Source organism: Cryobacterium fucosi (assembly GCF_004403515.1).
GTDB lineage: Bacteria > Actinomycetota > Actinomycetes > Actinomycetales > Microbacteriaceae > Cryobacterium > Cryobacterium fucosi.
The window spans coordinates 19,352-43,296 of record NZ_SOHH01000038.1; the positions used below are offsets into that span (position 1 = coordinate 19,352).

The 23,945-nt window shown below is 68.3% G+C and carries 22 protein-coding genes; 2 read left to right on the top strand and 20 right to left on the bottom strand.

Translation table 11 applies throughout. The features are described from left to right. Positions 1-290: 290 nt before the first annotated feature. The 14 genes from E3T48_RS03780 to prmC all read right to left on the bottom strand — a co-directional run bounded on the left by E3T48_RS03780 (position 291) and on the right by prmC (position 13,103). The gene (locus tag E3T48_RS03780; protein WP_134522584.1) at positions 291-1,262 is read right to left on the bottom strand and encodes a malate dehydrogenase; all 972 of its coding nucleotides are present in this window, start codon (positions 1,260-1,262) and stop codon (positions 291-293) included. Between the two features lie 46 nt (positions 1,263-1,308). Continuing rightward, positions 1,309-2,079 carry a YaaA family protein gene (locus tag E3T48_RS03785; protein WP_134522520.1) on the bottom strand — a complete coding sequence of 257 codons (771 nt, stop codon included), beginning with the start codon at positions 2,077-2,079 and terminating at the stop codon, positions 1,309-1,311. 4 nt (positions 2,080-2,083) lie between these two features. Beyond that, complete coding sequence (locus E3T48_RS03790) at positions 2,084-2,347, bottom strand: F0F1 ATP synthase subunit epsilon (RefSeq protein WP_134522521.1); 264 nt, start codon at positions 2,345-2,347, stop codon at positions 2,084-2,086. Positions 2,348-2,349: 2 nt separating this feature from the next. Then, positions 2,350-3,813, bottom strand: coding sequence for a F0F1 ATP synthase subunit beta (gene atpD, locus E3T48_RS03795; RefSeq protein ID WP_134522522.1), 1,464 nt, complete (start codon positions 3,811-3,813; stop codon positions 2,350-2,352). Positions 3,814-3,831: 18 nt separating this feature from the next. Further along, the gene (locus E3T48_RS03800; RefSeq protein ID WP_134522523.1) at positions 3,832-4,734 is read right to left on the bottom strand and encodes a F0F1 ATP synthase subunit gamma; all 903 of its coding nucleotides are present in this window, start codon (positions 4,732-4,734) and stop codon (positions 3,832-3,834) included. Positions 4,735-4,875: 141 nt separating this feature from the next. Further along, positions 4,876-6,513, bottom strand: a complete 1,638-nt coding sequence (atpA, locus tag E3T48_RS03805) for a F0F1 ATP synthase subunit alpha (RefSeq protein ID WP_134522524.1) — start codon at positions 6,511-6,513, stop codon at positions 4,876-4,878. A gap of 87 nt (positions 6,514-6,600) precedes the next feature. Further along, entirely contained in the window at positions 6,601-7,398 is a 798-nt protein-coding gene (locus E3T48_RS03810) for a F0F1 ATP synthase subunit delta (RefSeq protein WP_134522525.1), read from the bottom strand. After that, the gene (locus tag E3T48_RS03815) at positions 7,398-7,949 is read right to left on the bottom strand and encodes a F0F1 ATP synthase subunit B (protein ID WP_134522526.1); all 552 of its coding nucleotides are present in this window, start codon (positions 7,947-7,949) and stop codon (positions 7,398-7,400) included. The genes E3T48_RS03810 and E3T48_RS03815 overlap by 1 nt, the downstream gene beginning before the upstream one ends. A 29-nt stretch (positions 7,950-7,978) precedes the next feature. After that, on the bottom strand, positions 7,979-8,212 hold the full coding sequence (atpE, locus tag E3T48_RS03820; protein ID WP_134510799.1) for an ATP synthase F0 subunit C: 234 nt from the start codon (positions 8,210-8,212) through the stop codon (positions 7,979-7,981). Positions 8,213-8,260: 48 nt separating this feature from the next. Next, a complete protein-coding gene (gene atpB / locus E3T48_RS03825; protein ID WP_134522527.1) occupies positions 8,261-9,049 on the bottom strand; it encodes a F0F1 ATP synthase subunit A in 789 nt (262 codons plus the stop codon). Between the two features lie 175 nt (positions 9,050-9,224). Then, on the bottom strand, positions 9,225-9,698 hold the full coding sequence (locus tag E3T48_RS03830; protein ID WP_134522528.1) for a Cg1360 family ATP-synthase-associated protein: 474 nt from the start codon (positions 9,696-9,698) through the stop codon (positions 9,225-9,227). Beyond that, the gene (locus tag E3T48_RS03835) at positions 9,695-10,915 is read right to left on the bottom strand and encodes an MraY family glycosyltransferase (protein WP_134522529.1); all 1,221 of its coding nucleotides are present in this window, start codon (positions 10,913-10,915) and stop codon (positions 9,695-9,697) included. The genes E3T48_RS03830 and E3T48_RS03835 overlap by 4 nt, the downstream gene beginning before the upstream one ends. Further along, a complete protein-coding gene (locus tag E3T48_RS03840) occupies positions 10,912-11,706 on the bottom strand; it encodes an L-threonylcarbamoyladenylate synthase (RefSeq protein WP_134522530.1) in 795 nt (264 codons plus the stop codon). The genes E3T48_RS03835 and E3T48_RS03840 overlap by 4 nt, the downstream gene beginning before the upstream one ends. A 464-nt stretch (positions 11,707-12,170) precedes the next feature. Continuing rightward, positions 12,171-13,103, bottom strand: a complete 933-nt coding sequence (prmC, locus tag E3T48_RS03845) for a peptide chain release factor N(5)-glutamine methyltransferase (protein ID WP_420898346.1) — start codon at positions 13,101-13,103, stop codon at positions 12,171-12,173. Positions 13,104-13,187: 84 nt separating this feature from the next. Between prmC and cysK the strand changes: the two genes are divergently transcribed. Both cysK and epsC read left to right on the top strand, forming a co-directional pair. Then, positions 13,188-14,126 (top strand): cysteine synthase A, encoded by a 939-nt coding sequence (gene cysK, locus E3T48_RS03850; protein ID WP_134522531.1) that lies wholly within the window; start codon positions 13,188-13,190, stop codon positions 14,124-14,126. A gap of 30 nt (positions 14,127-14,156) precedes the next feature. Further along, positions 14,157-14,735, top strand: a complete 579-nt coding sequence (gene epsC / locus E3T48_RS03855) for a serine O-acetyltransferase EpsC (RefSeq protein WP_134522532.1) — start codon at positions 14,157-14,159, stop codon at positions 14,733-14,735. A gap of 98 nt (positions 14,736-14,833) precedes the next feature. On the opposite strand, the gene prfA is transcribed toward epsC, so the two are convergent. From prfA to lysA, 6 genes are all read right to left on the bottom strand, one after another. Then, the gene (prfA, locus tag E3T48_RS03860) at positions 14,834-15,913 is read right to left on the bottom strand and encodes a peptide chain release factor 1 (protein ID WP_134522533.1); all 1,080 of its coding nucleotides are present in this window, start codon (positions 15,911-15,913) and stop codon (positions 14,834-14,836) included. Then, positions 15,913-18,522 (bottom strand): transcription termination factor Rho, encoded by a 2,610-nt coding sequence (gene rho, locus E3T48_RS03865; RefSeq protein WP_134522534.1) that lies wholly within the window; start codon positions 18,520-18,522, stop codon positions 15,913-15,915. Before rho ends, prfA begins: the two co-directional genes overlap by 1 nt. 319 nt (positions 18,523-18,841) lie before the next feature. Next, a complete protein-coding gene (thrB, locus tag E3T48_RS03870) occupies positions 18,842-19,789 on the bottom strand; it encodes a homoserine kinase (protein ID WP_134522586.1) in 948 nt (315 codons plus the stop codon). A gap of 2 nt (positions 19,790-19,791) precedes the next feature. Then, entirely contained in the window at positions 19,792-20,913 is a 1,122-nt protein-coding gene (gene thrC, locus E3T48_RS03875; protein WP_420898347.1) for a threonine synthase, read from the bottom strand. After that, positions 20,913-22,250, bottom strand: a complete 1,338-nt coding sequence (locus E3T48_RS03880; RefSeq protein WP_134522535.1) for a homoserine dehydrogenase — start codon at positions 22,248-22,250, stop codon at positions 20,913-20,915. The genes thrC and E3T48_RS03880 overlap by 1 nt, the downstream gene beginning before the upstream one ends. Next, positions 22,247-23,788: a diaminopimelate decarboxylase gene (gene lysA / locus E3T48_RS03885; RefSeq protein WP_134522588.1), complete on the bottom strand. Its 1,542-nt coding sequence runs from the start codon at positions 23,786-23,788 to the stop codon at positions 22,247-22,249. Before lysA ends, E3T48_RS03880 begins: the two co-directional genes overlap by 4 nt. Positions 23,789-23,945 lie beyond the last annotated feature (157 nt).

Consider the following 23,945-nt stretch of genomic DNA (forward strand, 5'->3'; position numbering starts at 1 on the left):
CCAATGGGCGGCGCGTGCTCGGCCGGCGCGCAGTCGACGGCGCGAGCTCGGCGGCGCAGTCCTTCGCGAACGCGCCACTTCCGCCGCTACGCACCAGGCGCACCGGCAGCGCGGCGGCGGAATTGGCGCGGTCAGCGGCACCCGTCAGCGGCACCCGTCAGCGGCACCCGTCAGCATCCGCCCACCCGCGAGGGCACGCGTCAGCATCCGCCCACCCGCGAGGGCGCCACTTCCGCCGCTACGCACCAGGCACACCTGGAGCGCAGCGGCGGAAGTGGCGCGGTCGGCCGTCAGGGCAGCAGGCCGAGCGCCCGCACGTGTTCGCGTTCCTCGGTCAGCTCCGCGACGGACGCGTCGATCCGGGCCCGAGCGAATGCGTTGATCGAGAGGCCCTGCACGATCTCCCAGCGACCGTCGACGCCGCGCACGGGGAACGAGGAGAACAGCCCCGCGGGCACGCCGTAGGAACCGTCCGAGACGATGGCGGCGGAGGTCCATTGGTCCCCTGTGCCGTTCACCCAGTCGTGGACGTGGTCGATGGCGGCACTGGCGGCGCTGGCCGCCGACGACGCCCCGCGCGCCGTGATGATCTCGTAGCCGCGCCCCGCGACGCGCGGGATGAACTCGTCCACCAGCCAGCCCTCGTCGACGAGGTCCGTGACCGGTATGCCGCCGACGGTGGCGTGGTTGACATCCGGGTACTGCAGCGCGGAGTGATTGCCCCAGACACTGAGCCCGCGCACCTGGTCGACGTGCACGCCCAGTTTTGCCGCGAGCTGTGCGACGCCGCGGTTGTGGTCGAGGCGGGTCATCGCGGTGAAGCGCGCGGCGGGGATGTCGGGGGCGAACGCGCTCGCGACGAGCGCGTTCGTGTTGGCGGGGTTGCCGACGACCAGCACCCGCACGTCTGCGGCCGCGCCGGCGTTCAGTGCGGCTCCCTGTGGACCGAAGATGCGCCCGTTGCTTTCGAGCAGGCCGACCCGTTCCATCCCGACCGCCCGCGGCCGGGAGCCGACCAGCAGCGCGATGTTGACCCCGTCGAACGCCCGCACGGGGTCGGCGGTGACGGTGACGGCGCGCAGCAGGGGGAACGCGCAGTCCTGCAACTCCAGGGCGGTGCCCTCCGCTGCGGCGAGCCCCTCCGGGATCTCCAGCATGGTCAGGTTGACCGGGGTCGTCGGCCCGAGCAACTGGCCGGACGCGATGCGGAAGAGCAGGGCGTAGCCGATCTGGCCGGCTGCGCCGGTCACGGTGACATTCATCGCTGGTATGGGCACGATGCCAGCTTATGGCCGGAGGGCGGCCACGTCAGGCCTGAGACGCGCCGACCAGCTGGTCGACGACCAGGTCGACTTCCCCGGCCGCCCCGGGGCGCAGTGTGAACCCAGCCGACTCGGCCCAGTCAAGCAGGGCGATCACGCCGTCGAACGACTCTGCGTGCTCGATCAGGGCGCGGCTGAAGGCACCCTTGGCAGTCTTGTTGAAATGGTTGAGCGCCCGGGTGCGGCCGTCGGATGCCTGGGTGACGACCCGCAGGAAGAGGGAGTCCGCCCGCACCGGGGCGGGCCCGAGGGCCGCGTAGCCGGCCGAGCGGAGGTCCAGCAGGAGCCCGTCTGTTCCGCGCAGGGCCTTCTCGACCGGGCCGCTCCAGTGCTTCTTCAGGGGGAGGTCCGGCAGCCGGGAATCGTGGGACAGCCGGTAGGCCGGGATCAGGTCGAGCGCGCCGACCGGGCCGAAGAGCGCGGAGTGCACCCGCACGTGCTCACCGGCCCAGGCACGCCCGGCCGAGGTCAGGGTCGCGGCGTCGAGGGCGTCGTAGAGCACGCCGGTGTAGCGGTCCAGCACCGGCATCGTCGCCGACGTCGCCAGGGTGCGGTTGCGACCGATCTCCCCAGCCTGGGTGCGGCCGAGCTTGAGGGCGGCCATCATGGCATCCGGATGCTTGGCCAGACCCACCAGCGCACGCACCAGTACCCGCCGGCTGGAGTGCAACGACGGGTACGTGAGGGTGCGCAGGTCAAGCGGTTCGCCGGTGCCGCCGAGACGCTTGGTCTCGGACGGCGGCAGCAGGACTAGCAATCGGTTAGACGAGCCCCGCCTTGCGGGCGACGATGGTGACCAGGTTGTTGGCCACCGAGAGGAATCCGTCCGCCGCCTCGGCGACGATCTTCTTCCCGTCGGGCAGGGTGAGGCGAACCTCACCGCTGGCCAGGATCGCGAGCATCGGCTCGTGACCGGCGAGGATGCCGATCTCGCCTTCCACGGTGCGGGCAACGACCATGGTTGCCTCGCCGGACCAGACTTCCTGGTCCGCCGAGACGACGCTGACGTTGAGGGCCGCAGCCATGGTTAGTCGTTCTCCTTCTGAATCTTCGCCCACTTCTCTTCGACGTCGGCGATGCCGCCGACGTTGAAGAAGGCCTGCTCGGCCACGTGGTCGAAGTCACCGTTGGCGATGGCGGTGAAGGATTCGATGGTGTCCTTGAGCGGAACCGTCGACCCCTCGACACCCGTGAACTTCTTCGCCATGTAGGTGTTCTGCGACAGGAACTGCTGGATCCGGCGGGCACGGGAAACCGTGACCTTGTCCTCCTCGGAGAGCTCGTCGACACCGAGGATCGCGATGATCTCCTGGAGTTCCTTGTTCTTCTGCAGGATCGCCTTGACCCGGACGGCCGTGGTGTAGTGGTCGGCACCCAGATAGCGGGGGTCGAGGATACGGCTGGTCGAGGTAAGCGGGTCGACGGCCGGGTAGAGGCCCTTCGACGCGATCTCGCGGGACAGCTCGGTCGTCGCGTCGAGGTGGGCGAACGTGGTCGCCGGGGCCGGGTCGGTGTAGTCGTCGGCAGGCACGTAGATGGCCTGGAGCGACGTGATCGAGTGGCCACGCGTGGACGTGATGCGCTCCTGGAGGATGCCCATCTCGTCGGCCAGGGTCGGCTGGTAGCCCACGGCGCTCGGCATGCGGCCGAGAAGCGTGGAAACCTCGGAGCCGGCCTGGGTGAAGCGGAAGATGTTGTCGATGAAGAGCAACACGTCCTGCTTGGCGACGTCACGGAAGTACTCCGCCATCGTCAGCGCGGAGAGCGCCACGCGGAGACGCGTTCCCGGCGGCTCGTCCATCTGGCCGAAGACGAGGGCGGTCTTGTCGAAGACCCCCGCCTCCTCCATTTCGTGGATGAGGTCGTTGCCCTCACGGGTGCGCTCGCCGACACCGGCGAACACCGACACTCCACCGTGGTCCTGCGCGACGCGCTGGATCATTTCCTGGATCAGCACGGTCTTGCCGACGCCGGCTCCACCGAAGAGCCCGATCTTTCCACCCAGGACGTACGGGGTGAGAAGGTCGATGACCTTGATGCCGGTCTCGAACAGCTGGGTCTTGGACTCGAGCTGGTCGAAGGGCGGCGGCTTGCGGTGGATGGGCCAGCGCTCCGTGATCTCGATCTTCTCGCCCGGCTCAGCGTTGAGCACTTCACCGATGGCGTTGAAGACGCGACCCTTGGTGACGTCACCGACCGGGACGGTGATGGGAGATCCGGTGTCCCGAACCTCCTGGCCGCGGACGAGACCGTCGGTGGGGTTCAGCGCGATGGCGCGGATCAGGTCGTCGCCGAGGTGCTGGGCGACCTCGAGGGTGATCACGGTCGACACATCCCCGATGACGATCGTGGTCTTCAGCGCGTTGTACATGCCCGGGATCGAGTCGTGGGGGAACTCGATGTCGACGACCGGGCCCGTGACGCGGGCGATCCGGCCGACGGCGGCGGTTTCAACCGGTGCGTGGACTGGCGCAGTTGCGGTGTCAGTCATTGCTCTCTCTTCTCTGGTTTAGTTCTTGGCGGATGAGAGCGCGTCGGCTCCACCCACGATCTCGGAAATCTGCGAGGTGATCTCGGCCTGCCTGGCGTTGTTCGACAACCGGGTGAAGTCCTTGATGAGCTTGTCCGCGTTGTCGGAGGCCGACTGCATGGCCTTCTGACGTGCGGCGTGCTCTGCGGCGGCCGACTGCAGCATGGAGTTGAAGATTCGGCTCTCGATGTAGACGGGCAGCAGCGCGTCGAGCACCGTTTCCACGTCGGGTTCGAACTCGTACAACGGCAGAATCTGCCTTTCACCGGGTTCTTCGACTCCTTCGACGACCTCGAGCGGCAGCAGGCGCACGACCTGGGGGGTCTGGGTGACCATGCTCACGAAGCGGTTGAAGACCACGTGGATCTCATCGACTCCGCCGTCGTCGGCGTCCCGGAGGAATGCCTCGAGCAGGGCGTCGCTGATCTCGCGAGCCGTCTCGAACTGCGGCTGGTCTGTGGAACCGGTCCAGACCCGTTCGGACGGGCGCCGACGGAAGTTGAAGTACGCCGCCGCCTTTCGTCCGACCAGGAAGTAGACGACATCCTTGCCCTGGGCCCGCAGAAGCTGGGTCAGGGACTCGGCCTCACGCAGCGCCTGGGAGCTGAACGCACCCGCGAGGCCACGGTCGGACGTGAAGATGACAACCGCGGCCCGTTCGATCTTTTCCGGCTCCGTGGTGAGCACGTGCGCGACATTCGAATACGTCGCGACGGCCGACACCGCCTGGGTGATCGACCGGGCGAACGGGGTCGACGCCGCAACGCGCGCCTTGGCCTTCTGGATGCGCGAGGCGGAGATCAACTCCATGGCCCGAGTGATCTTCTTGGTCGTCTGGGCAGCCTTGATCTTCTGCCGGTAGACCCGAAGTTGCGCTCCCATGTGTCTCCTGTGCTTCCTTGTCAGTGTTGTCGGTGGTGGAGCCTGTCGAGACCCGGTGGTCGAGCCTGTCGAGACCCGGTGGTCGAGCCTGCGGCGTGGTTTCGACAGGCTCAACCACCGGTGGTCGAGCCTGTCGAGACCTTAGCGCCGGTGCTTCACGATCTTTTCCTGGTTGACGTCTTCGGCGGCGATCGCCACGAACTCTTCCTTGCCGACCGAGGCGAGCGGCTTGCCCTCGCCGGTCTGGAATTCACGCTTGAACTTGTCGACCTCGAGCTCGAGGGTCGCGATGGTGGCGTCGTCGAGCACATTCGTCTCGCGCAGCGTCTTGAGGACGTCGGTGCCGCGGCCGAGGTGGTCGAGCAGACCGCGCTCGAACCGGAGCACGTCTTCCACGGGGACCTCGTCGAACTTGCCGTTGGTGCCGGCCCAGATCGAGACGACCTGGTCCTCGACCGGGTACGGCGAGTACTGCGGCTGCTTGAGCAGCTCGGTCAGCCGGGCGCCACGGGCGAGCTGGCGACGGCTGGTCGCGTCGAGGTCGGAGGCGAACATCGCAAAGGCCTCGAGCGACCGGTACTGCGCCAGCTCGAGCTTCAGGGTTCCGGAGACCTTCTTGATCGACTTCACCTGGGCGTCGCCGCCGACTCGCGAGACCGAGATACCCACGTCGACCGCGGGGCGCTGGTTGGAGTTGAAGAGGTCGGACTGCAGGAAGATCTGGCCGTCCGTGATCGAGATCACGTTGGTCGGGATGTACGCGGAGACGTCGTTGGCCTTGGTCTCGATGATCGGCAGGCCGGTCATCGATCCGGCGCCGAGCTCGTCGGAGAGCTTGGCACAACGCTCGAGCAGGCGGGAGTGCAGGTAGAACACGTCGCCGGGGTAGGCCTCGCGTCCCGGCGGGCGGCGCAGCAGCAGCGACACGGCACGGTAGGCCTCGGCCTGCTTGGACAGGTCGTCAAAGATGATGAGGACGTGCTTGCCGGCGTACATCCAGTGCTGGCCGATGGCCGAACCGGTGTACGGGGCGAGGTACTTGAAGCCGGCCGGGTCGGAGGCCGGGGACGCGACGATGGTCGTGTACTCCATGACTCCGGCGTCCTCGAGCGCACCCTTGACGGCGGCGATCGTGGAGCCCTTCTGACCGATGGCGACGTAGATGCAGCGCACCTGCTTGTTCACGTCGCCGGAGGCCCAGTTGGCCTTCTGGTTGATGATGGTGTCGATCGCGATGGCGGTCTTGCCGGTCTGGCGGTCACCGATGATCAGCTGGCGCTGGCCGCGGCCGATCGGGATCATGGCGTCGATGGCCTTGATGCCGGTCTGCATCGGCTCGTGAACGGACTTGCGGCTCATGACGCCGGGAGCCTGCAGTTCGAGGGCGCGGCGGCCTTCGGTCTCGATCGGGCCGAGGCCGTCGATCGGGGCGCCGAGCGGGTCGACGACACGGCCGAGATAGCCGTCACCGACGGGCACGGACAGCACCTCGCCGGTGCGGTGCACCTCCATGCCCTCCACGATGCCGGCGAACTCGCCGAGCACGACGACGCCGATCTCGTCTTCGTCGAGGTTCTGGGCCAGGCCCAGGGTGCCGTCGGCGAACTTGATGAGCTCGTTCGCCATCACGCTGGGAAGACCCTCGACGTGGGCGATGCCGTCGCCCGCCGTGGTGACGTAGCCGACCTCGGTGGTTGCGGTCTTGCTCGGCTCGTAGGACTTGACGAAGTCCTGGAGAGCGTCGCGGATCTCATCGGGGCTGATCGTTAGTTCTGCCATCATCTTCCCTTTCCCGTACGGGGTGTACAGGTTCTGTCTGAAACGAAACGTTGCCGCTTCGAGGTTGTCGTTCCGGTTGACCGTAGGTCAGCCGGCAAGCTGGAGTCTCAAATCCTTGAGGCGGGTGGCGATGCTGCCGTCGATGACATCGTCGCCGATCTGCACGCGCACTCCGCCGACGAGCGACGGGTCAACGACCAGGTTGATCGTGAGCCTGCGCCCGTAACGCGCGGACAGGTTGGTACGCAGCCGATCGAGCTGGGCCGGCGCCAGCGACGACGCCGATGTGACGGTCGCGACCCTGGTGCCCGATTGGTCGGCCACCACGGATGCCGCGTAGCGCAACAATTCACCGATCCGGCGCCCGCGCGGCTGCTGCACGAGGTGCCGCACGATCACGAGGGTCTGGTCGGTCACCTTGCCGGTGAGGATGGCGTCGACGAGTCCGACCTTGGCCTGGGGCAAGCCGAGCTTGCTCGCGAGAGCCAGCTCGAGTTCCGCGTTCCCGGCGACGGTCGCACCGAACGAGAAGAGTTCGGCCTCGACCACTCCGGCAACGGCGGCCGAGGATGCGGCACAACGCAGGCCCAGGTCTTCGATCCCCGCGAGCAGGTCGGTGTGGCTCGACCAGCGCGCCGCGGTCACTGCCTGCAGCAGGTCGAGTGCGAAGGGCGTGACGGCGGGGCCGAACACCTTGGCGATGAGGACCGCCTTGGGTGCGGCATCCGCTGCCGGGTCGACGAGGGCCGACAGGAGCTGCGAGGACTCGCCGATCACCCGGCCCGCGCTGAGCAGGCTTTCCCCGGTCGCCAGATCGGCCGTGCCGCCGTGGGCGGCCAGTGCCGCTCGCGACGAGGCCAAAGCTTCTCTGGTGGCGCTTCCCATTACTTAGCTGCTTTCTCCGAGGCCTCAAGGTCGGCCAGGAAACGGTCGACAATGGCGCTGGCCTTCGCATCGTCGGTCAGGCTCTCGCCGATGACACCCGATGCAAGGTCGATGGCCAGGGTGCCGACTTCGGAGCGCAGGGACACGACGGCCGCCTGACGCTCTGCTTCGATCTGGACCTTGGCGCTCGCGGTGACGCGGGCGGCTTCGGCAACGGCCTGTTCCCGGTGCTCGGCGACGATCTTCTGGCCGTCCGCTCGGGCGACCTCGCGGATCTTGCCTGCCTCGGCGCGGGCGTCGGCAAGCTGGGCCGTGTACTGCTCGAGAGCGGCTTCGGCCTTTCGCTGGGCGTCGTCGGCCTTGGCGATGTTGCCTTCGATGGCTTCGGCGCGCTCGTCGAGGAGCTTCTGCATTCTCGGAAGCACGAGCTTCCAGAAGAAGAACAGAATGACCACGAAAATGACCGACGACCAGACAATGTCGTAGATTTCCGGCAGGAGCGGGTTGCGGGCCTCGCCCTCCGCTGCAGCTGCAATCACTGCGTTAAACATCGTGCCTCCTGACTAGAGAGAAAAGAGGACTAAACGAAGATGAAGTAGGTCGCGATACCGATGAAGGCAAGCGCCTCGGTGAAGGCGATACCGATGTACATCAGGACCTGAAGCTGGCCGGCCAGTTCGGGCTGACGAGCGACACCCTCGATGGTCTTGCCGACGACGATGCCGACGCCGATTGCCGGGCCGATGGCCGCGAGGCCATAACCGACGGTCGCGATGTTTCCGTTGATTGCCGCGAGAACGGATGTTGCGTCCACGTATTTTTCCTTCCGTAGTGCCAAAGACAGCGAGTGCCGAATTCGGGTTTAGTGTTCCTCAGCCAGCGCGAGCTGGATGTAGACAGCGGTGAGCAGGGCGAAAATGTAAGCCTGGAGGAGGGCGATCAGCACTTCGAAGAGCGTGAACGCGAACCCGAAGACAAGGGTGCCGGCTCCGAAGAGCTTGAAGCCGCCGTCTGCGGTGAAAAAGAAGAACTGGGTGGCGCTGAAGAAGAGCACCAGAAGGAGGTGGCCGACGATCATGTTCATCAGCAGTCGCAGGGTCAGTGTGACCGGGCGGACCAGGAAGGTCGAGATGAACTCGATCGGGGTCACGATGATGTACAGGAATGGGGGCACGCCTGGGGGGAAGAGGGCGTTGCGGAAGAAGTTGCCCGGGTTCTTCTTGACGCCGGCGTAGATGAACGCGACGTAGGCGATGACGGCGAGCACGAGCGGCACGCCGATCACGCTGGTTCCGGCGATGTTCAGGAACGGCAGCGGGCCGGTGATGTTCAGGAACAGCACCATGAAGAAGATCGTCGTGATCAACGGCAGGAATCGCTTGCCGTCCTTCTTGCCGAGGATGTCTTCGGCGATGTTGACCCGGGCGAAGTTGAGCCCCAGTTCCACGATGCTCTGGAAGCGAGTCGGGATGACCTGCATCCGGCGGGTGCCGAGCCAGAAGACGAGCAGCAGCACGGCCACCGCGAGAAAGCGGATGAGCATGATGCGGTTGATTTCGAACGGTGAGCCCGCGAAGAGAATAGCTTCAGGGAAGAATTCGTTGATCGACGGACCCTTGAACTGGCCGTCCTCGGTGGCAGACGGGAGCATCAGGCTTACGGCGGTTTCTAGCAGCGCTTTCTCCTGGTTCGGGGCGGGGAGCTCTGCTCTCGCGATGACGAATAGTGGGCTGGGCTGCCCGGCACGAAGGCACGAGCAACGCGGGGCGAACCGGTCATTACCCTACCAAGGAATGGGCCCGGCGGGCGAATCGTGAAGTGACATTTCAGTCCTCGGTGGACGCGCCGGGCAGGGTCACGTCGCTCACATAGCTCATCCGGCTCTTCAGAACCACGATCGCGTCGACGACGAGGGAACCGATCACCCCGGCGATGATGCTGAGGAACAGCACCACGGGCTGGATCCAGGGCTGATCCTTGAGCAGCACCACGAGCACGAGGAAGACGACGAACTTCACCAGCCAGCCCCCGAGGACGATCGCGAAGAACGCGCCGATGGCCCCCTGGCTGCCGGCGAAGCGGTTGGCGAGCAGGATGCTGCCGGCCGTGATGCCCATGAAGACCACGGACATCCCGGTGCCGATCAGGGCGCTCACGACACCGGTGCCGCCGGCGACGAGACCGCCGACCACGGCCCCGACCACGCCGATGCCGCCGGCGAGGAACCCGCCGAGCACGAGGATGCGCCGGAAAACGGGGACCGAGGTCGGCTGGGTGGACCGGGGCGGCGTGATGCTCATGCGTTCTCCTCTGCCGTGGCCGACGCCTCGTCGAGAGGGTCCAGCCTGGCGATTTCGGGTTGGTCGATCGGGCGGGCGAGCTGGCTGGCGGCCTCGACGGCCTTGCGGCGGCTCAGCGGCGCGAGCGTCACCAGCGCGCACACGATCAGTGCGACGACCAGGAAGATCGTGGCGTACCAGGTCGGCAGCCCGAAGTAGACGGGCAGCACGAAGTAGAGCAGGCAGCCGACGGCCGCGGCCGCGGTCCAGCCGTAGAAGATGAGCACGGCGTGGAGGTGGGAGTGGCCCATGTCCAGGAGGCGGTGATGCAGGTGCTTGCGGTCGGCGCTGAACGGTGACTTGCCTGCCCGCACCCGGCGGAACACGGCCAGCCCGAAGTCGAGCAGCGGGATGATCAGGATCGCGACCGGCAGGATGATCGGGATGAACGCGGGGAAAAGCTGGGACCGGTTCACGGCGGTCGGGTCGACCTGGCCGGTGATGGCGATCGCGGAGGTCGCCATCAGCAGGCCGACCAGGAGAGCCCCGGCGTCGCCCATGAAGAGCTTCGCCGGGCGCCAGTTCAGCGGCAGGAAGCCGAGGCAGGCGCCGACGAGGATGGCCGCGATCAGCGAGGCCAGGTTGAAGTAGTTGCTCGGGGAGGTGTCCCGCACGAGGAGGTAGCTGTAGAGGAAGAACACGCCGTTGGCGATGAGGGCCACCCCGGCGACCAGCCCGTCGAGACCGTCGATGAAGTTGATCATGTTCATCACGATCACGATCGTGATCACCGTGATCAGGATCGACATCCAGGACGACCCGACGGTGAGGCCGCCGATCGGCAGCGACAACACCTGCACCCCCTGCCAGGCCACCAGGCCGGCGGCGATGAACTGCCCGGCCAGCTTGGTCATCCAGTCCAGGTCCCAGAGGTCGTCGGCCACACCGAGCAGCACGATCAGGAGGGCCGCCCCGAGGATCGCGAGGATCTGCTGGGGGTCGGAGAAGATCAGCCGGAGCGGTGCGAACTGCCCCGCGATCAGGTACGAGACGCCGAAGGCCGCGACGACGCCGACGAAGATGGCGATCCCGCCGAGCCGGGGCGTCGGGCGGGTGTGCACATCGCGGTCCCGGATCTTCGGGTAGAGCCGGTAGCGGTGGCTGAGCCGGAGCACGACGAAGGAGCATCCGAAGGTGACGATGGCGGAGACGAAGGCCAGGATGACGAATATGGTCATGGCCGGTCGGCATCCGTCGCGGTATCGGCCGGCCCGGGTTCTGCCTGCTCAGGCTCAGGCTCAGGCTCAGGCTCAGGCTCCGGCTCCTCGGCGATGAAACCGGCCGGCGCGAGGGCGTCGCCGATCACTCCGGCGATGGCCTCGCGGGAGATGACGCCATTGCGCACGATGACGAGCTTGCCGCCGTTCGTAGCGAACCTGGTGGCATCCACGATCGTCGACGAGGTGTCGCCCGGGCGGTCGCCGATCGGCTCGTAGTCGCTGCCGGCCACTCCCCCGTCGAGGTACACGGCGACGCTGGAACCGAGCATGTCTTCCGCGCCGATCGCGTCGATCGCCGACGGGAGGCCGCTGGAGTTGGCGGAGGACACGGCCAGCGGCCCGGTCTCGGCCAGCAGGTCGAGGGCGACCTTGTTGCGCGGCATCCGCAGTGCCACGGTGCCCTTGGTGTCGCCGAGGTCCCAGACCAGCGACGGCTGGGCGTTGAGCACGACGGTGAGGCCGCCCGGCCAGAAGGCCGCCACGAGGTCCCGCACCGGTGGGGGCACGTCCTGGGCGAGCGCGTCGAGCGTGGGGATGCCGGGGATGAGCACGGGCGGCGGCGATGTGCGGTCGCGGCCCTTGGCGTCCAGCAGGCGTTGCACCGCCTCGGGGCTGAAGGCGTCCGCCGCGACACCGTAGACCGTGTCGGTGGGGATGACGACGAGCGCGCCGCGACCGATGGCCGAGCGTGCGAGTCTCATGCCGGCCGCGTATTCAGTGTCGACCGAGCAGTCGTAGATGCGTGTCATTTCGACCGATTCTAGCGCAGCCGCCCTCCCGAGGGCTGGCAGCCCGCCCTGTCCGCCCTCGCCCGGCATCCGCCGAACCAGGTGTGCGGCCGCCATTGCGACGCCGCGGAATCAGTCGGTTGACGTCGTCTGATTCGATCCATCGCTTCCGCCGTGGCGGAGATTTTCGCGACACACCGACCCTGCGGGCGGCGCTCGCGGCGTGTTGCGAAAATCTCCGGCTGTGCGACGCTGTGGGCGCCCAGGCGGAAGCCCGGCGCCGCATCCGTCTCCCACCCGGGCTGCCCGCCCGCCGACGTGGCTAATTCAGGAGATTTCCCGCGGAGGCTCCGCCAACTCCGCGGACCAGTGCGGCCCGCTCGGGAACCCCGGACGGATCTCCTGAGTTGGCCACGGATGCGTCGGCCACCGTCGCTGGCTTGGGCCCCGTCGATGAGCGGCGCGGCCGTCCTCCCGCGCGGCGGTCAGTGGGGCGCGGCAGGGGCGAGGGCGGCAGGTGTGAGGGAGGCAGGGGCGAGGGCGGTGGTCGCGCGGTCGCGCGTGGTGTAGTCGCGGTGGGTGGCCGGGGAACGCCAGCCGTCGGCGCCGAGGAGCGCCCTGATCTCCGTCCCCTGCAACTCGCCGTGCTCGATCACGAGTACCCCGCCGGGCCGGAGCAGGCGCAGCGCGGTGCGGGAGACGCGGCGCACCACGTCGAGACCGTCCGGCCCGCCGAACAGGGCGTGGGCCGGGTCGAAGAGGCGCACCTCCGGGTCGCGCGGGATCGCGTCGGCCGGGATGTACGGCGGGTTGGAGATGACAACGGCGACCATGCCGTCGAGCTCGGCGAAGGCGTCGGCCAGGTCTCCGAAGACGAGGGTGGCATTGCCCGCTCCGACCTGGGCGAAGTTGCGGGTGGTCCACGGGAACGCCTCCGGCGAGTTCTCCACCGCGAAGACCCGCGCGTGCGGCACCTCGACGGCCATCGCCAGCGCGATGGCGCCACTGCCGGTGCCGAGGTCCACCGCGATCGGCTCCGGGTCGGGCATCGCCCGCAGCGCGTCGATCGCGAACTGGGCCACCTGTTCGGTCTCCGGCCGGGGCACGAAGACCCCGGGGCCGACCAGCAGTTCGATCCCGCGGAACGGCGCCCGGCCGGTGATGTGCTGGAGCGGTTCGCGCAACGCACGGCGCCGCACGAGCGCCAGGATGGCGGAGGCATCCGTCTCGGTCAGGCCGGTGCGCAGGATGCCGGCGGCCTGCACCTGGCCGCGGCTCTGGCCGAGCACGTGTCCGATCAGCAGGTCGGCGTCGACGTGCGGGTCGCCGATACCGGCCCGGCCGAGTGTTTCGATCGCCCACTGCCGGATTTCGTCGACGGTGGCGGGAATGGAATGGTCGCTCGGCGGAGTTGTCACTCTTTGGAATGTAATGCACTCGCACGCCCAATGCCGTGGCCGTAGGCTAGGCGAGGTCCCAGACCCCGATTGAAAGGCTCCCCGATGCCCGCAAAGATCCACTCCGACATTACCGCTGCTGTTGGCGGGACGCCGCTGGTCAAGCTGAACCGCCTCACCGTCGGCCTCGACGCGACCGTGCTGGTGAAGCTCGAATTCTACAATCCCTCGGGCAGTGTGAAGGACCGGATCGGGATCGCGATCGTCGACGCGGCCGAGGCCTCGGGAGAGCTGGCCCCCGGCGGAACCATCGTCGAAGGCACCAGCGGCAACACCGGCATCGCCCTCGCGATGGTCGGCGCGGCCCGCGGCTACAAGGTCATCCTGGCCATGCCGGACACCATGAGCAAGGAGCGTCGCCTGCTGCTCCGCGCCTACGGCGCCGAGATCGTGCTGACCCCCGGCGCCGAGGGCATGCGCGGCGCCGTCACGAAGGCGGAGGAAATCGCCGCGAACACGCCGGGCGCCGTCCTCGCCCGCCAGTTCGACAACCCCGCCAACCCCGCCATCCACCGCGCGACCACCGGCGTGGAGATCTGGGACGACACCGACGGCGCCGTCGACATCCTCGTCGCGGGCATCGGGACCGGCGGCACCATCACGGGCGCCGGACAACTGCTCAAGGAGCGCAAGAGCTCCGTGCGGGTGATCGCCGTCGAACCGATCGACTCCCCCATCCTCACCGGCGGCAAGCCTGGCCCGCACAAGATCCAGGGCATCGGCCCCAACTTCGTGCCCGCGGTCCTCGACACCCACGTCTACGACGAGGTGACGGATGTGACCCTCGCCGACTCGCTCGCCACGGCACGCAGCCTCGCCACCGACGAGGGCATCCTCTCCGGCATCTCCGGCGGATCGGCGGTCTGGGCCGCGATCGAACAGGCGAAGCGGCCGGAGAACGCCGGCAAGGTCATCGTGGCGATCCTGCCGAGCTTCGGCGAACGGTACCTCTCCACCGTTCTCTACGAAGACCTGCTGGACTAGGCCGGGAAACAGGGCAGGCCGAAGCCGACAATGGGCGTCATCTCCACCATCCGCGAGGACATTGCGATGGCGCGCGCCCACGACCCGGCCGCGCGCAGCAACATCGAGGTCTTCCTCGCCTACAGCGGCCTGCACGCGGTCTGGTCGTACCGTCTCTCGCACCGGCTCTGGACGTCGGGCCTCCGGCTGCCTGCCCGGCTGGTTTCCCAATTCACCCGGTTTTTGACGGGGATTGAGATCCACCCGGGCGCCACGATCGGCCGACGCCTGTTCATCGACCACGGCATGGGCGTCGTGATCGGCGAGACGGCCGAAATCGGCGACGACGTCATGCTCTACCACGGTGTCACCCTCGGCGGAAAGACCCGCCACGGCGTGGTGCGCGGCGAGAAACGCCATCCGACCCTGCGGGACGGCGTGACCGTCGGCGCCGGCGCGAAGATCCTGGGGCCCGTCACGATCGGGGCATGGAGCACGATCGGCGCCAACGCCGTCGTCACGAAGGATGCCCCGGCCAAGTCGCTGCTCCTGGGCATCCCCGCAGTGATCCAACACGTCAAAACGGAAACGATCGAGGCCGCCCGCGGCCTCCCCCTCACCGGCGACTGAGCCGCCCCACGGCATCCCTCGCCGAGATAGACCTTTCCGGTCGAGGTCGACCCGCGCACCGGGCGACCTCGACCGGAAGGGTCGAACTCGAGGGGCTGCTAGTCGTGGTCGCCGATCTCGGCCAGGCGGGTTGCCTCGTCGGCGGTGATGCAGGAGTCGATCACGGCGTCGAGGGCGCCGTTCATGACGGTGTCCAGGTTGTAGGCCTTGTAGCCGGTGCGATGGTCGGCGATCCGGTTCTCCGGGAAGTTATAGGTGCGGATGCGCTCGGACCGGTCCATGGTGCGGATCTGGCCCTTGCGCACGAGCGACGCGGCCGCGTCGATCTCTTCCTGCTGGCGGGCGAGCACCCGGGCGCGCAGCACTCGCATGCCCGCTTCCTTGTTCTGGAGCTGGCTCTTCTCGTTCTGCATGGCCACGACGATGCCGGTCGGGAGGTGGGTGATCCGCACGGCGGAGTCGGTGGTGTTGACCGACTGCCCTCCGGGCCCACTGGACCGGTACACGTCGATCTTGAGGTCGTTGGCGTTGATCTCGACTTCTTCGGGCTCGTCAACCTCGGGGAAGACCAGCACGCCGGCCGCCGAGGTGTGGATGCGGCCCTGGGACTCGGTCGCGGGCACACGCTGAACGCGGTGCACTCCACCCTCGTACTTCAGGTGCGCCCAGACGCCCTCGGCGGGGTCGCTCGACGAGCCCTTGATCGCAAGCTGGATGTCCTTGATCCCGCCGAGGTCGCTCGTGGTCTGCTCGATGATCTCGGTCTTCCAGCGCTTCGACTCGGCGTAGTGCAGGTACATCCGGAGCAGGTCGGCGGCGAACAGCGCGGACTCCGCACCGCCCTCCCCCATCTTGATCTCCATGATCACGTCGCGCGCGTCGAGCGGGTCGCGTGGGATCAGCAGGCGCCGCAGCTTTTCGGCCGCGGTTTCCAGCTGTTCCGTCAACCCGGGGATCTCCGCGGCGAAGTCGGCGTCTTCGTCGGCGAGTTCTTGGGCGGCCTCGAGGTTGTCGCCAATCTCCTTCCACTCGTTCCAGGCCGCGATGATGCGGCTGAGCTCGGCGTAGCGCCGGTTCACCTTCTTCGAGCGGGCCGGATTCGCGTGCAGTTCCGGATCCGCCAGCTGGGACTGCAGCTCATCGTGCTCAGCCAGCAGAGTCAGAACGGACTCGAACATCAGTGGTCCTTGTCTGACCCGTTCAGGGTCGGCATCGACTTCTGGACCTGCATCAGGAATTCGACGTTGGAGGACGTCTCCTTGAGACGGCCGAGGATGACCTCGAGGGCCTGCTGCTGCTCGAGGCCGGCGAGGGCGCGGCGCAGCTTCCAGGTGATCTTGACCTCATCGGCGCTCATCAGCATTTCTTCACGGCGGGTGCCGGATGCGTTCACGTCGACCGCCGGGAAGATGCGCTTGTCGGCCAGCTGGCGTGACAGGCGCAGTTCCATGTTGCCGGTGCCCTTGAACTCTTCGAAGATGACCTCGTCCATTTTGGATCCGGTCTCGACGAGCGCCGAGGCGAGGATGGTGAGCGAGCCACCGTTCTCGATGTTGCGTGCCGCACCGAAGAAGCGCTTCGGCGGGTAGAGCGCCGAGGCGTCGACACCACCGGAGAGGATGCGGCCCGACGGCGGCGCAGTCAGGTTGTAGGCGCGGCCGAGGCGGGTGATCGAGTCGAGCAGCACGACGACGTCGTGGCCGAGCTCGACGAGACGTTTGGCCCGCTCGATGGCCAGTTCGGCGACCGTGGTGTGGTCTTCGGCCGGACGGTCGAAGGTGGAGGCGATGACCTCGCCCTTCACCGTGCGCTGCATGTCGGTGACCTCTTCCGGACGCTCGTCGACCAGCACGACCATGAGGTGGACCTCGGGGTTGTTGGTGGCGATGGCGTTCGCGATCTGCTGCATGACGATGGTCTTGCCGGCCTTCGGCGGTGCGACGATCAGGCCGCGCTGACCCTTGCCGATCGGGGCGACGAGATCGATGATGCGCTGGGTCAGCTTGCCGGGCTCGGTCTCGAGGCGGAGGCGTTCCTGCGGGTAGAGCGGGGTGAGCTTCTGGAATTCGACCCGGGTGGCGGCTTCCTCGACGGTCAGGCCGTTGATCGAGTCGACCTTGACGATGGCGTTGTACTTCTGGCGGCCGTTCTGGTCGCCCTCGTGCGGCTGGCGGATCGAGCCGACGACGGCGTCGCCCTTGCGCAGGTTGTACTTCTTGACCTGGCCGAGCGAGACATACACGTCGCTCGGTCCCGGCAGGTAGCCGGAGGTGCGCACGAAGGCATAGTTGTCGAGAACGTCGAGGATGCCGGCAACCGGGATCAGCACGTCGTCGTCGCCCAGCTCCGGCTCGAAGTCGTCGCCGGCGGTGACGCCGCGACGCTTGCGGTCACGGAAACGGTTGCGGTTGCTGCGGCTGCCGAGGTCGTCGTCCGGCCCGTTGCGGTCCTGGCCGAGGTTGCGGTCCTGAGCCTGGCGGTCCTGGGCCTGGCGGTCCTGGTTGCGGTCCTGACGGTCCTGGCCCTGGTTGCGGTCCTGACCCTGGTTGCGGTCCTGGGCCTGACGGTCCTGACCGCGGTCACCCTGGGCGTCCTGGTTCTGGTTCTGGTTCTGGTTCTGGTTCTGGTTCTGGTTCTGGTTCTGGTTCTGGTTCTGGTTCTGGTTCTGGTTCTGGTTCTGGTTCTGGTTCTGGTTNTTCTGGTTCTGGTTCTGGTTCTGGTTCTGGTTCTGGTTCTGGTTCTGGTTCTGGTTCTGGTTCTGGTTCTGGTTGCGACCGGCCTGGCGCTGGTTCTGCTGGCGCGAGGTGTCGTCGCCGGCCTGGTTGCGGTCGCCGCCGCGGCTGCGGTTGCGGTTGCGGCCCTGGCGAGGCTGCTCGGCCTGCTCCGCCTGCTCGGTCTGCTCGGCCTGCTCGGCCTGCTCGGCGTCGCCCTGCTCGGCGGGCTCGACCGTGGTCTCGGCCTCGGCGTCCGGGCTTTCGGACGTCGGTACCGGGATGGTCGCGGCATCCGCGTCGGCCTGGGCGTCGGCGTTGTTGCGCGCGTCGATGCTGCTGCGGGCGTCGATGCTGTTGCGGGCGGTGCCGTTGCGGGCGTTGCCGCGGGCACTTCCGCGGCGGGAGCGTCCGGAGGTGGGCTCGACGATCGCGTCGGCTTCGGCGTCGGGGTTTGTGGCCTCGGCGGAGACGGGGGCGGCCTCGGCAACGGACACCTCGGCGGTGGGCAGCTCGACGGTCGCTTCGGCCGCGGCGGCCTCAAGGGCTGCCGCCGCCTTCACGGTGACCGAGGTGGCGCGCTTGCGGGCCTGGCGAACCGGCTTATCGAGGGCCGCGACGGTCTCGGAGGTCGTGCCGTCGGCGGATGCGCCGGCGTACGTGGCCGGGGCGGTGGTCCTGCGGGTGGTCGGGGCGGCATCCGGAAGGATGATGCCCAGTCCGACGTCGCCGTCAGCGTTGACGTGGGCGAGCGCGGGAGCCGCGGTCGCGGTGGTGGCACGGCGCGGAGCGCGCTTGCGGGGTGCTGTGGCCGGGGCGACGGCGGTGTCGGCGACGGGGGCCTCGGCTGCCGGGACCTCGAGGGTCTCCGCGGCGGCGGGAGCGTTGTCCGCGGTGTCACCCGTGGAGTTGGTCCTGGCCTGGTCCGCGGTGATTGCCTCCACGAGTTCCCCCTTGCGTAGTTTGGATGCGCCCGGGATGCCCAGCTCGAGCGCCAGAGCCTGAAGCTCGGCGACGCGGAGGGTGGCCAGGTGCGATGAATCCGCAGCAGTGGTGCGGAGGTTGACGTCAGTCACGAAAAATTGTCCTTTCCCCTGGCGTGAAAAAGGTGGGCCAGGGAAGCTGTGTGCAGCGTCTCACGCGCTGCGGGTGGTCCAGTCCTGAAGTGATGTGGACTGGAGTGAACACACACAGCTACGCACAGATGAGGCGATAGCAGTGAGTTACAGGGAATGCACCGGAGAAGGGATCCGTTCGTTAGGCGGTTCCATCGGGTACGCCTCAACCCTAGCAGAACGTTCGGACGCTGAAGACGCCCCCACCCGGGGCACATCCGCCGCTGGGCCGGCGGGCCCCAGAGGCCGGGTCGCCTCGGCGGCGGTCCGGCCGCCACGGTCAGACGTCGGTGCGGGTGACCGTCGCTCCCATGAAGTCGACGGCGAGCATGAGCGCCTGCCAGGGAGTCTCGGACTCCGCGGCAACGAGCTCGGCGGCGACGAGCCGCTGGCCGGGGTCGCTGGCGAGCACGAGGATCGACGGGCCGGCGCCGGAGACAACGGCCGCGAAGCCGTGCTCCCGAAGCAGGGTGATCAGCCGGTTGGTCTCCGGCATGGCGGCGGCGCGGTAGCTCTGGTGCAGTTTGTCCTCGGTGGCGGCCAGCAGCAGTTCGGGGCTTTGGATCAACGCGGCGATGAGCAGGGCGGAGCGGGACACGTTGAAGACGGCGTCTTCGTGCGGCACCGACTCCGGCTGAAGGCTGCGGGCGAGCGCGGTCGACATGGCGTGGTCCGGCACGAAGACGAGCGGCTTCACGCCGCGGTGCACCATCAGCTTCTTGTGCCGGGGACCCTCCGGCGTCATCCAGGCGATCGTCAGACCGCCGAACAGGGCGGGCGCCACGTTGTCCGGGTGCCCTTCCATCTCCGTGGCGAGGGAGAGGAGAGCCTCGGCGTCGATGTCGACGACGCCTTCGAGCAGGCCCTTCGCGGCCATGATGCCGGAAACGATGGCGGCACCGGAGGAGCCCATGCCCCGACCGTGCGGGATGACGTTGTGCGCAACGAGCTCCAGACCGGGAAGCGGCTGGCCGTAGGCGGCGAAGGTGTGGATGATGGCGCGCACGACGAGGTTGGACTCGTCGGTCGGCACCTCTCCCTCGCCCACGCCGTGCACCTCGACCGTGACCCCTGATCCGTCGCGAACGGCAACGTCGAGGTGGTCGTAGTGGGCGAGCGCGAGGCCGAGGGTGTCGAAGCCGGGGCCGAGATTCGCCGTCGTCGCGGGGACCTGGACCGTGACGGAGCGCCCGGAGAGCACCGAGCGGCCGGAGAGGGCCTCGGCGATGGTCACTTGTGGACCAGCCCGAGCACGCTGGCGACCTCGGCGGTGTCGACCGGCACGATGGTCGGCTTCACGTCGGAGCCGTCAGCGGTGCGGAGGGCCCACTGCGGGTCTTTCAGGCCGTGGCCGGTCACCGTGAGAACGACGGTGGCGCCGGCGGGAATGAGCCCGGCTTCGGCGCGCTCGAGCAGGCCCGCGACGCTGATCGCGGAGGCGGGCTCGACGAAGATGCCAACCTCGGCGGAGAGGATGCGGTACGCCTCGAGGATCTTCTCGTCGGTGATGGCGCCGAAGTACCCGTTCGTGAACTTCTGCGCCGCGAGGGCGAGGTCCCACGACGCCGGGTTGCCGATCCGGATCGCGCTGGCGATGGTCTCGGGGTGGTCGACGCGGTGGCCGAGCACGATCGGGGCGCTGCCTGCGGCCTGGAAGCCGAACATCCGGGGCATCCTCGTGGTGGCGCCGCGTTCGAGTTCTTCCGTGTAGCCGCGGGTGTACGCGGTGTAGTTCCCGGCGTTTCCGACCGGGACGATGTGAATGTCAGGGGCGTCGCCGAGAACCTCGACGACCTCGAACGCCGCCGTCTTCTGGCCCTCGATGCGGTCGGGATTGACCGAGTTCACGAGGTGAACGGGATAGTTCGCCGACAGATCGCGGGCGATGTCGAGGCAGTCGTCGAAGTTGCCCTGCACCTGCAGGAGCTGCGCGTTGTGCGCGATGGCCTGGCTGAGCTTGCCCATGGCGATCTTGCCCTCCGGCACGAGCACGACTGCCTGGATGCCGGCGTGGGTCGCATACGCGGCGGCCGAGGCGGAGGTGTTGCCGGTGGACGCGCAGATGACGGCCTTGGCGCCGTCTTCCATGGCCTTGGAGATGGCCATGGTCATGCCGCGGTCCTTGAAGGACCCGGTGGGGTTCATGCCCTCGTACTTGACCCAGACCTGCGCACCCGTGCGGGCGGACAGCGCGGGGGCGGGGATGAGCGGGGTGCCACCCTCGCCGAGGGTGATGATGGGCGTTTCAGACGTGATGTTCAGGCGGTCCGCGTATTCGCGCAGCACTCCGCGCCACTGCCGGGACAGTGTCTTCACGGCCGGCTGCAGCAGGGACTCTCGTTCGCTGGACATCAGACTCCTTCAACTCTCAAAACGGATGCGACATTGGTGACGAATTTGTTCCCGGCGAGGTCTTTCACGGTGGCGGCGAGTGCCGCTTCCGTTGCCTCGTGCGTTCCGATGACAAGGGTAGCCGTGGACGACACGGCCGCGTTACTGGCCGTGCCCGGCTGGGCGGGGGTCATCGACTGCTCGACCAAGGCGAGCGAGACGCCGTGGTCGCTGAACACCCCGGCGAGCGTGGCGAGCACGCCTGGTTCGTCGGTGACCTCGAGCGTGACCGCATACCGGGTGGTGATGCTGTCGATCGAGAACACGGGCAGATCGGCGTGGCTGGACGCGGCAACCCCGGGGCCGCCGGCGATGTGGCGCCTGGCCAGCGAAACGAGGTCGCCGAGCACGGCGGAGGCCGTCTCCACTCCCCCCGCGCCTGCCCCGTAGAACATCAGGCTGCCGGCCGCCTCCGCCTCGACGAAGACCGCGTTGTTGGCGCCGTGCACCGACGCGAGCGGGTGGCTGCGGTGCACCATGGCCGGGTAGACCCGGGCGGAGACGCCCTCCCTGCCGGTCGCGGCGTCGACGAGCCGCTCACAGATCGCGAGCAGTTTCACGACGTAGCCGGCCTTCCGGGCCGATTCGATCTGGGCCGGGGTGACGGAGGTGATTCCCTCGCGATACACGGATTCGAGCGGCACGTTGGTGTGGAACGCGAGGCTGGCCAGGATGGCCGCCTTCTGCGCGGCGTCATAGCCGCCGATGTCGGCGGTCGGGTCGGCCTCGGCGTAGCCGAGGTCTGTGGCGAGCCGGAGGGCTTCCTCCAGGGTGTCCCCGTCGGTGTCCATCCGGTCGAGGATGAAGTTGGTGGTGCCGTTCACGATGCCGAGGATGCGGTTGACCTGGTCGCCGCCGAGGCTGTCCCGCAGCGGGCGCACGATCGGGATGGCGCCGGCGACGGCGGCCTCATAGTTCAGCTGGGCGCCGACCTGGTCGGCGGCCGCGAACAGTTCGGGGCCGTGCGTGGCCAACAGTGCCTTGTTGGCGGTGACGACATCCGCGCCGGAGTTGATCGCCATCAGGATGTAGCTGCGGGCCGGTTCCAGGCCGCCCATCAGCTCGATCACGACGTCGGCGCCGAGGATCAGCGACTCGGCGTCGGTGGTGAACAGTTCGCGCGGCAGGTCGACGGTGCGCTCCGCATCGACGTCGCGCACGAGGATGCCGACCAGTTCGAGGCTCGCTCCCACCCGGTTCGCAAGCTCCTCCTTCTGTTCGAGAAGGAGTCGGGCCACCTGCGCGCCGACGGAGCCGCCGCCCAGCAGGGCGACGCGCAGATTGCGGTATTCGATCATCGGATGGATTCCTTCGGTTGATCGGTGGTCGGGCCTGTCGAGACCCCGCCCCCGCTGGTCGAGCCGCCAGTGGTCGAGCCCCCGGTGGTCGAGCCTGTCGAGACCGAGCCCGTCGAGACCCCGCCGCCGGTGGTCGAGCCTGTCGAGACCGAGCCTGTCGAGACCCCGCCATCGCGCGCCAGGAGGTCGGCGATGCTCTCGCCGCGCACGAGAATCCGCGCCTCGCCGTCACGCACGGCGACCACCGCCGGTCGGCCGACGAAGTTGTAGTTGCTGGCCAGCGACCAGCAATAGGCGCCGGTCGCGGCCACGGCGACCAGGTCGCCCGGTGCGACGTCGCCGGGAAGGTAGTCGGCGTCCACGACGATGTCGCCGCTCTCGCAGTGCTTGCCGGCGATGCGCACGAGCACGGGTTCGGCGGTGGAGGCACGGCCGGCCAGCCGCACGGAGTAGTCGGCGCCGTAGAGGGCGAAGCGGGCGTTGTCGCTCATCCCGCCGTCGACGCTCACGTAAAAGCGGGTGCTGCCCGACACGTCGACGGCCTTGACGGTGCCCACCTCGTACAGGGTGATCCCGGCGGGGCCGGCGATGTAGCGGCCCGGCTCGAACGCGACCACGGGAACGGGGATGCCGCGATCGGCGCACTCCGCGGCGACGATGTCGGCCAGGCGGGCGGCCAGCTCGGCCACCGGGGTGGGCCGGTCGGCGGAGGTGTAGGCGATCCCGAAGCCGCCGCCGAGGTTGAGCTCGGGCACCGGGCCGCCGGCGAGCAGGGCGGCGTGCACGGCCAGCAGGCGGGACGCGGACTCGGCGAAACCGTCGGCGCCGAAGATCTGCGAGCCGATGTGGCAGTGCAGGCCGACGAAACGAAGGCTCGCCTCCGCACGGATGCGGGCGACCAGCGCGGAGGCGTCCTCGAGCACGACGCCGAATTTCTGGTCCTCGTGGGAGGTGGCCAGGAACTCGTGGGTGTGCGCGTGCACTCCGCTGTTGACCCGGAGGCGCACCGCCTGCACGATGCCGTGCCGGGCCGCGGCCTCGGCGACCCGGCCGATTTCGAGCGGCGAGTCGATCACGATCGTGCCGACGCCGAGCCGGCAGGCGTCGTCGATCTCGGCGGGGGACTTGTTGTTGCCGTGGAAGCCGAGCCGGTGCGGCGGGGTACCGGCCGCGAGCGCCACGGCGAGTTCGCCGCCGCTGCAGATGTCGATGTTCAGCCCCTCGCCGACCATCCAGCGGGCGAACTCGGTGGAGAGGAACGCCTTGCCCGCGTAGTAGATGCGCACGCTGGTGCCGATGCGGGCGAACTCGGCCTCGAAGGCGGTGCGGAGCTCGGCCGCGCGGGTGCGGGCATCCGTTTCGTCGACGACGTAGAGCGGAGTGCCGAACCGTGCGGCTAGGGAGCCGGCGCTGCAGCCGCCGATGACGAGTTCGCCGTTGCCGTCGCGAGTGGCGGAGACGGGCCAGAGGCCTGCGGCGAGCGCGTTGGCGTCGCCGGGCAGGCCGAGCCAGTCGGGGGCGAGCGGGTTGGTGGCCACGGGTGAAAACCTCACGGGAAAGTCGAGTGGGTGTCTCACTGAGTGGCGAGCGAACCCGGGTTGGTCCCTGAAGCCAGTGAAGATGCCGCCGCTGGGAGAGCGGGGACCTGCGGCAATTCTAGCGACCGGGTGCGGGATGCGCCGAATCGGTGTTACG

Excerpts from the sequence above, each read along its gene's own strand:
- E3T48_RS03780 (WP_134522584.1), bottom strand. The coding sequence starts at position 1,262 with ATGAATGTCACCGTGACCGGCGCAGCCGGCCAGATCGGCTACGCCCTG.
- E3T48_RS03790 (WP_134522521.1), bottom strand. The coding sequence starts at position 2,347 with ATGGCTGCGGCCCTCAACGTCAGCGTCGTCTCGGCGGACCAGGAAGTC.
- atpD (WP_134522522.1), bottom strand. The coding sequence starts at position 3,813 with ATGACTGACACCGCAACTGCGCCAGTCCACGCACCGGTTGAAACCGCC.
- E3T48_RS03800 (WP_134522523.1), bottom strand. The coding sequence starts at position 4,734 with ATGGGAGCGCAACTTCGGGTCTACCGGCAGAAGATCAAGGCTGCCCAG.
- atpA (WP_134522524.1), bottom strand. The coding sequence starts at position 6,513 with ATGGCAGAACTAACGATCAGCCCCGATGAGATCCGCGACGCTCTCCAG.
- E3T48_RS03810 (WP_134522525.1), bottom strand. The coding sequence starts at position 7,398 with ATGGGAAGCGCCACCAGAGAAGCTTTGGCCTCGTCGCGAGCGGCACTG.
- E3T48_RS03815 (WP_134522526.1), bottom strand. The coding sequence starts at position 7,949 with ATGTTTAACGCAGTGATTGCAGCTGCAGCGGAGGGCGAGGCCCGCAAC.
- atpB (WP_134522527.1), bottom strand. The coding sequence starts at position 9,049 with ATGCTCCCGTCTGCCACCGAGGACGGCCAGTTCAAGGGTCCGTCGATC.
- E3T48_RS03830 (WP_134522528.1), bottom strand. The coding sequence starts at position 9,698 with ATGAGCATCACGCCGCCCCGGTCCACCCAGCCGACCTCGGTCCCCGTT.
- E3T48_RS03835 (WP_134522529.1), bottom strand. The coding sequence starts at position 10,915 with ATGACCATATTCGTCATCCTGGCCTTCGTCTCCGCCATCGTCACCTTC.
- E3T48_RS03840 (WP_134522530.1), bottom strand. The coding sequence starts at position 11,706 with ATGACACGCATCTACGACTGCTCGGTCGACACTGAATACGCGGCCGGC.
- cysK (WP_134522531.1), top strand. The coding sequence starts at position 13,188 with ATGCCCGCAAAGATCCACTCCGACATTACCGCTGCTGTTGGCGGGACG.
- epsC (WP_134522532.1), top strand. The coding sequence starts at position 14,157 with ATGGGCGTCATCTCCACCATCCGCGAGGACATTGCGATGGCGCGCGCC.
- prfA (WP_134522533.1), bottom strand. The coding sequence starts at position 15,913 with ATGTTCGAGTCCGTTCTGACTCTGCTGGCTGAGCACGATGAGCTGCAG.
- thrC (WP_420898347.1), bottom strand. The coding sequence starts at position 20,913 with ATGTCCAGCGAACGAGAGTCCCTGCTGCAGCCGGCCGTGAAGACACTG.
- E3T48_RS03880 (WP_134522535.1), bottom strand. The coding sequence starts at position 22,250 with ATGATCGAATACCGCAATCTGCGCGTCGCCCTGCTGGGCGGCGGCTCC.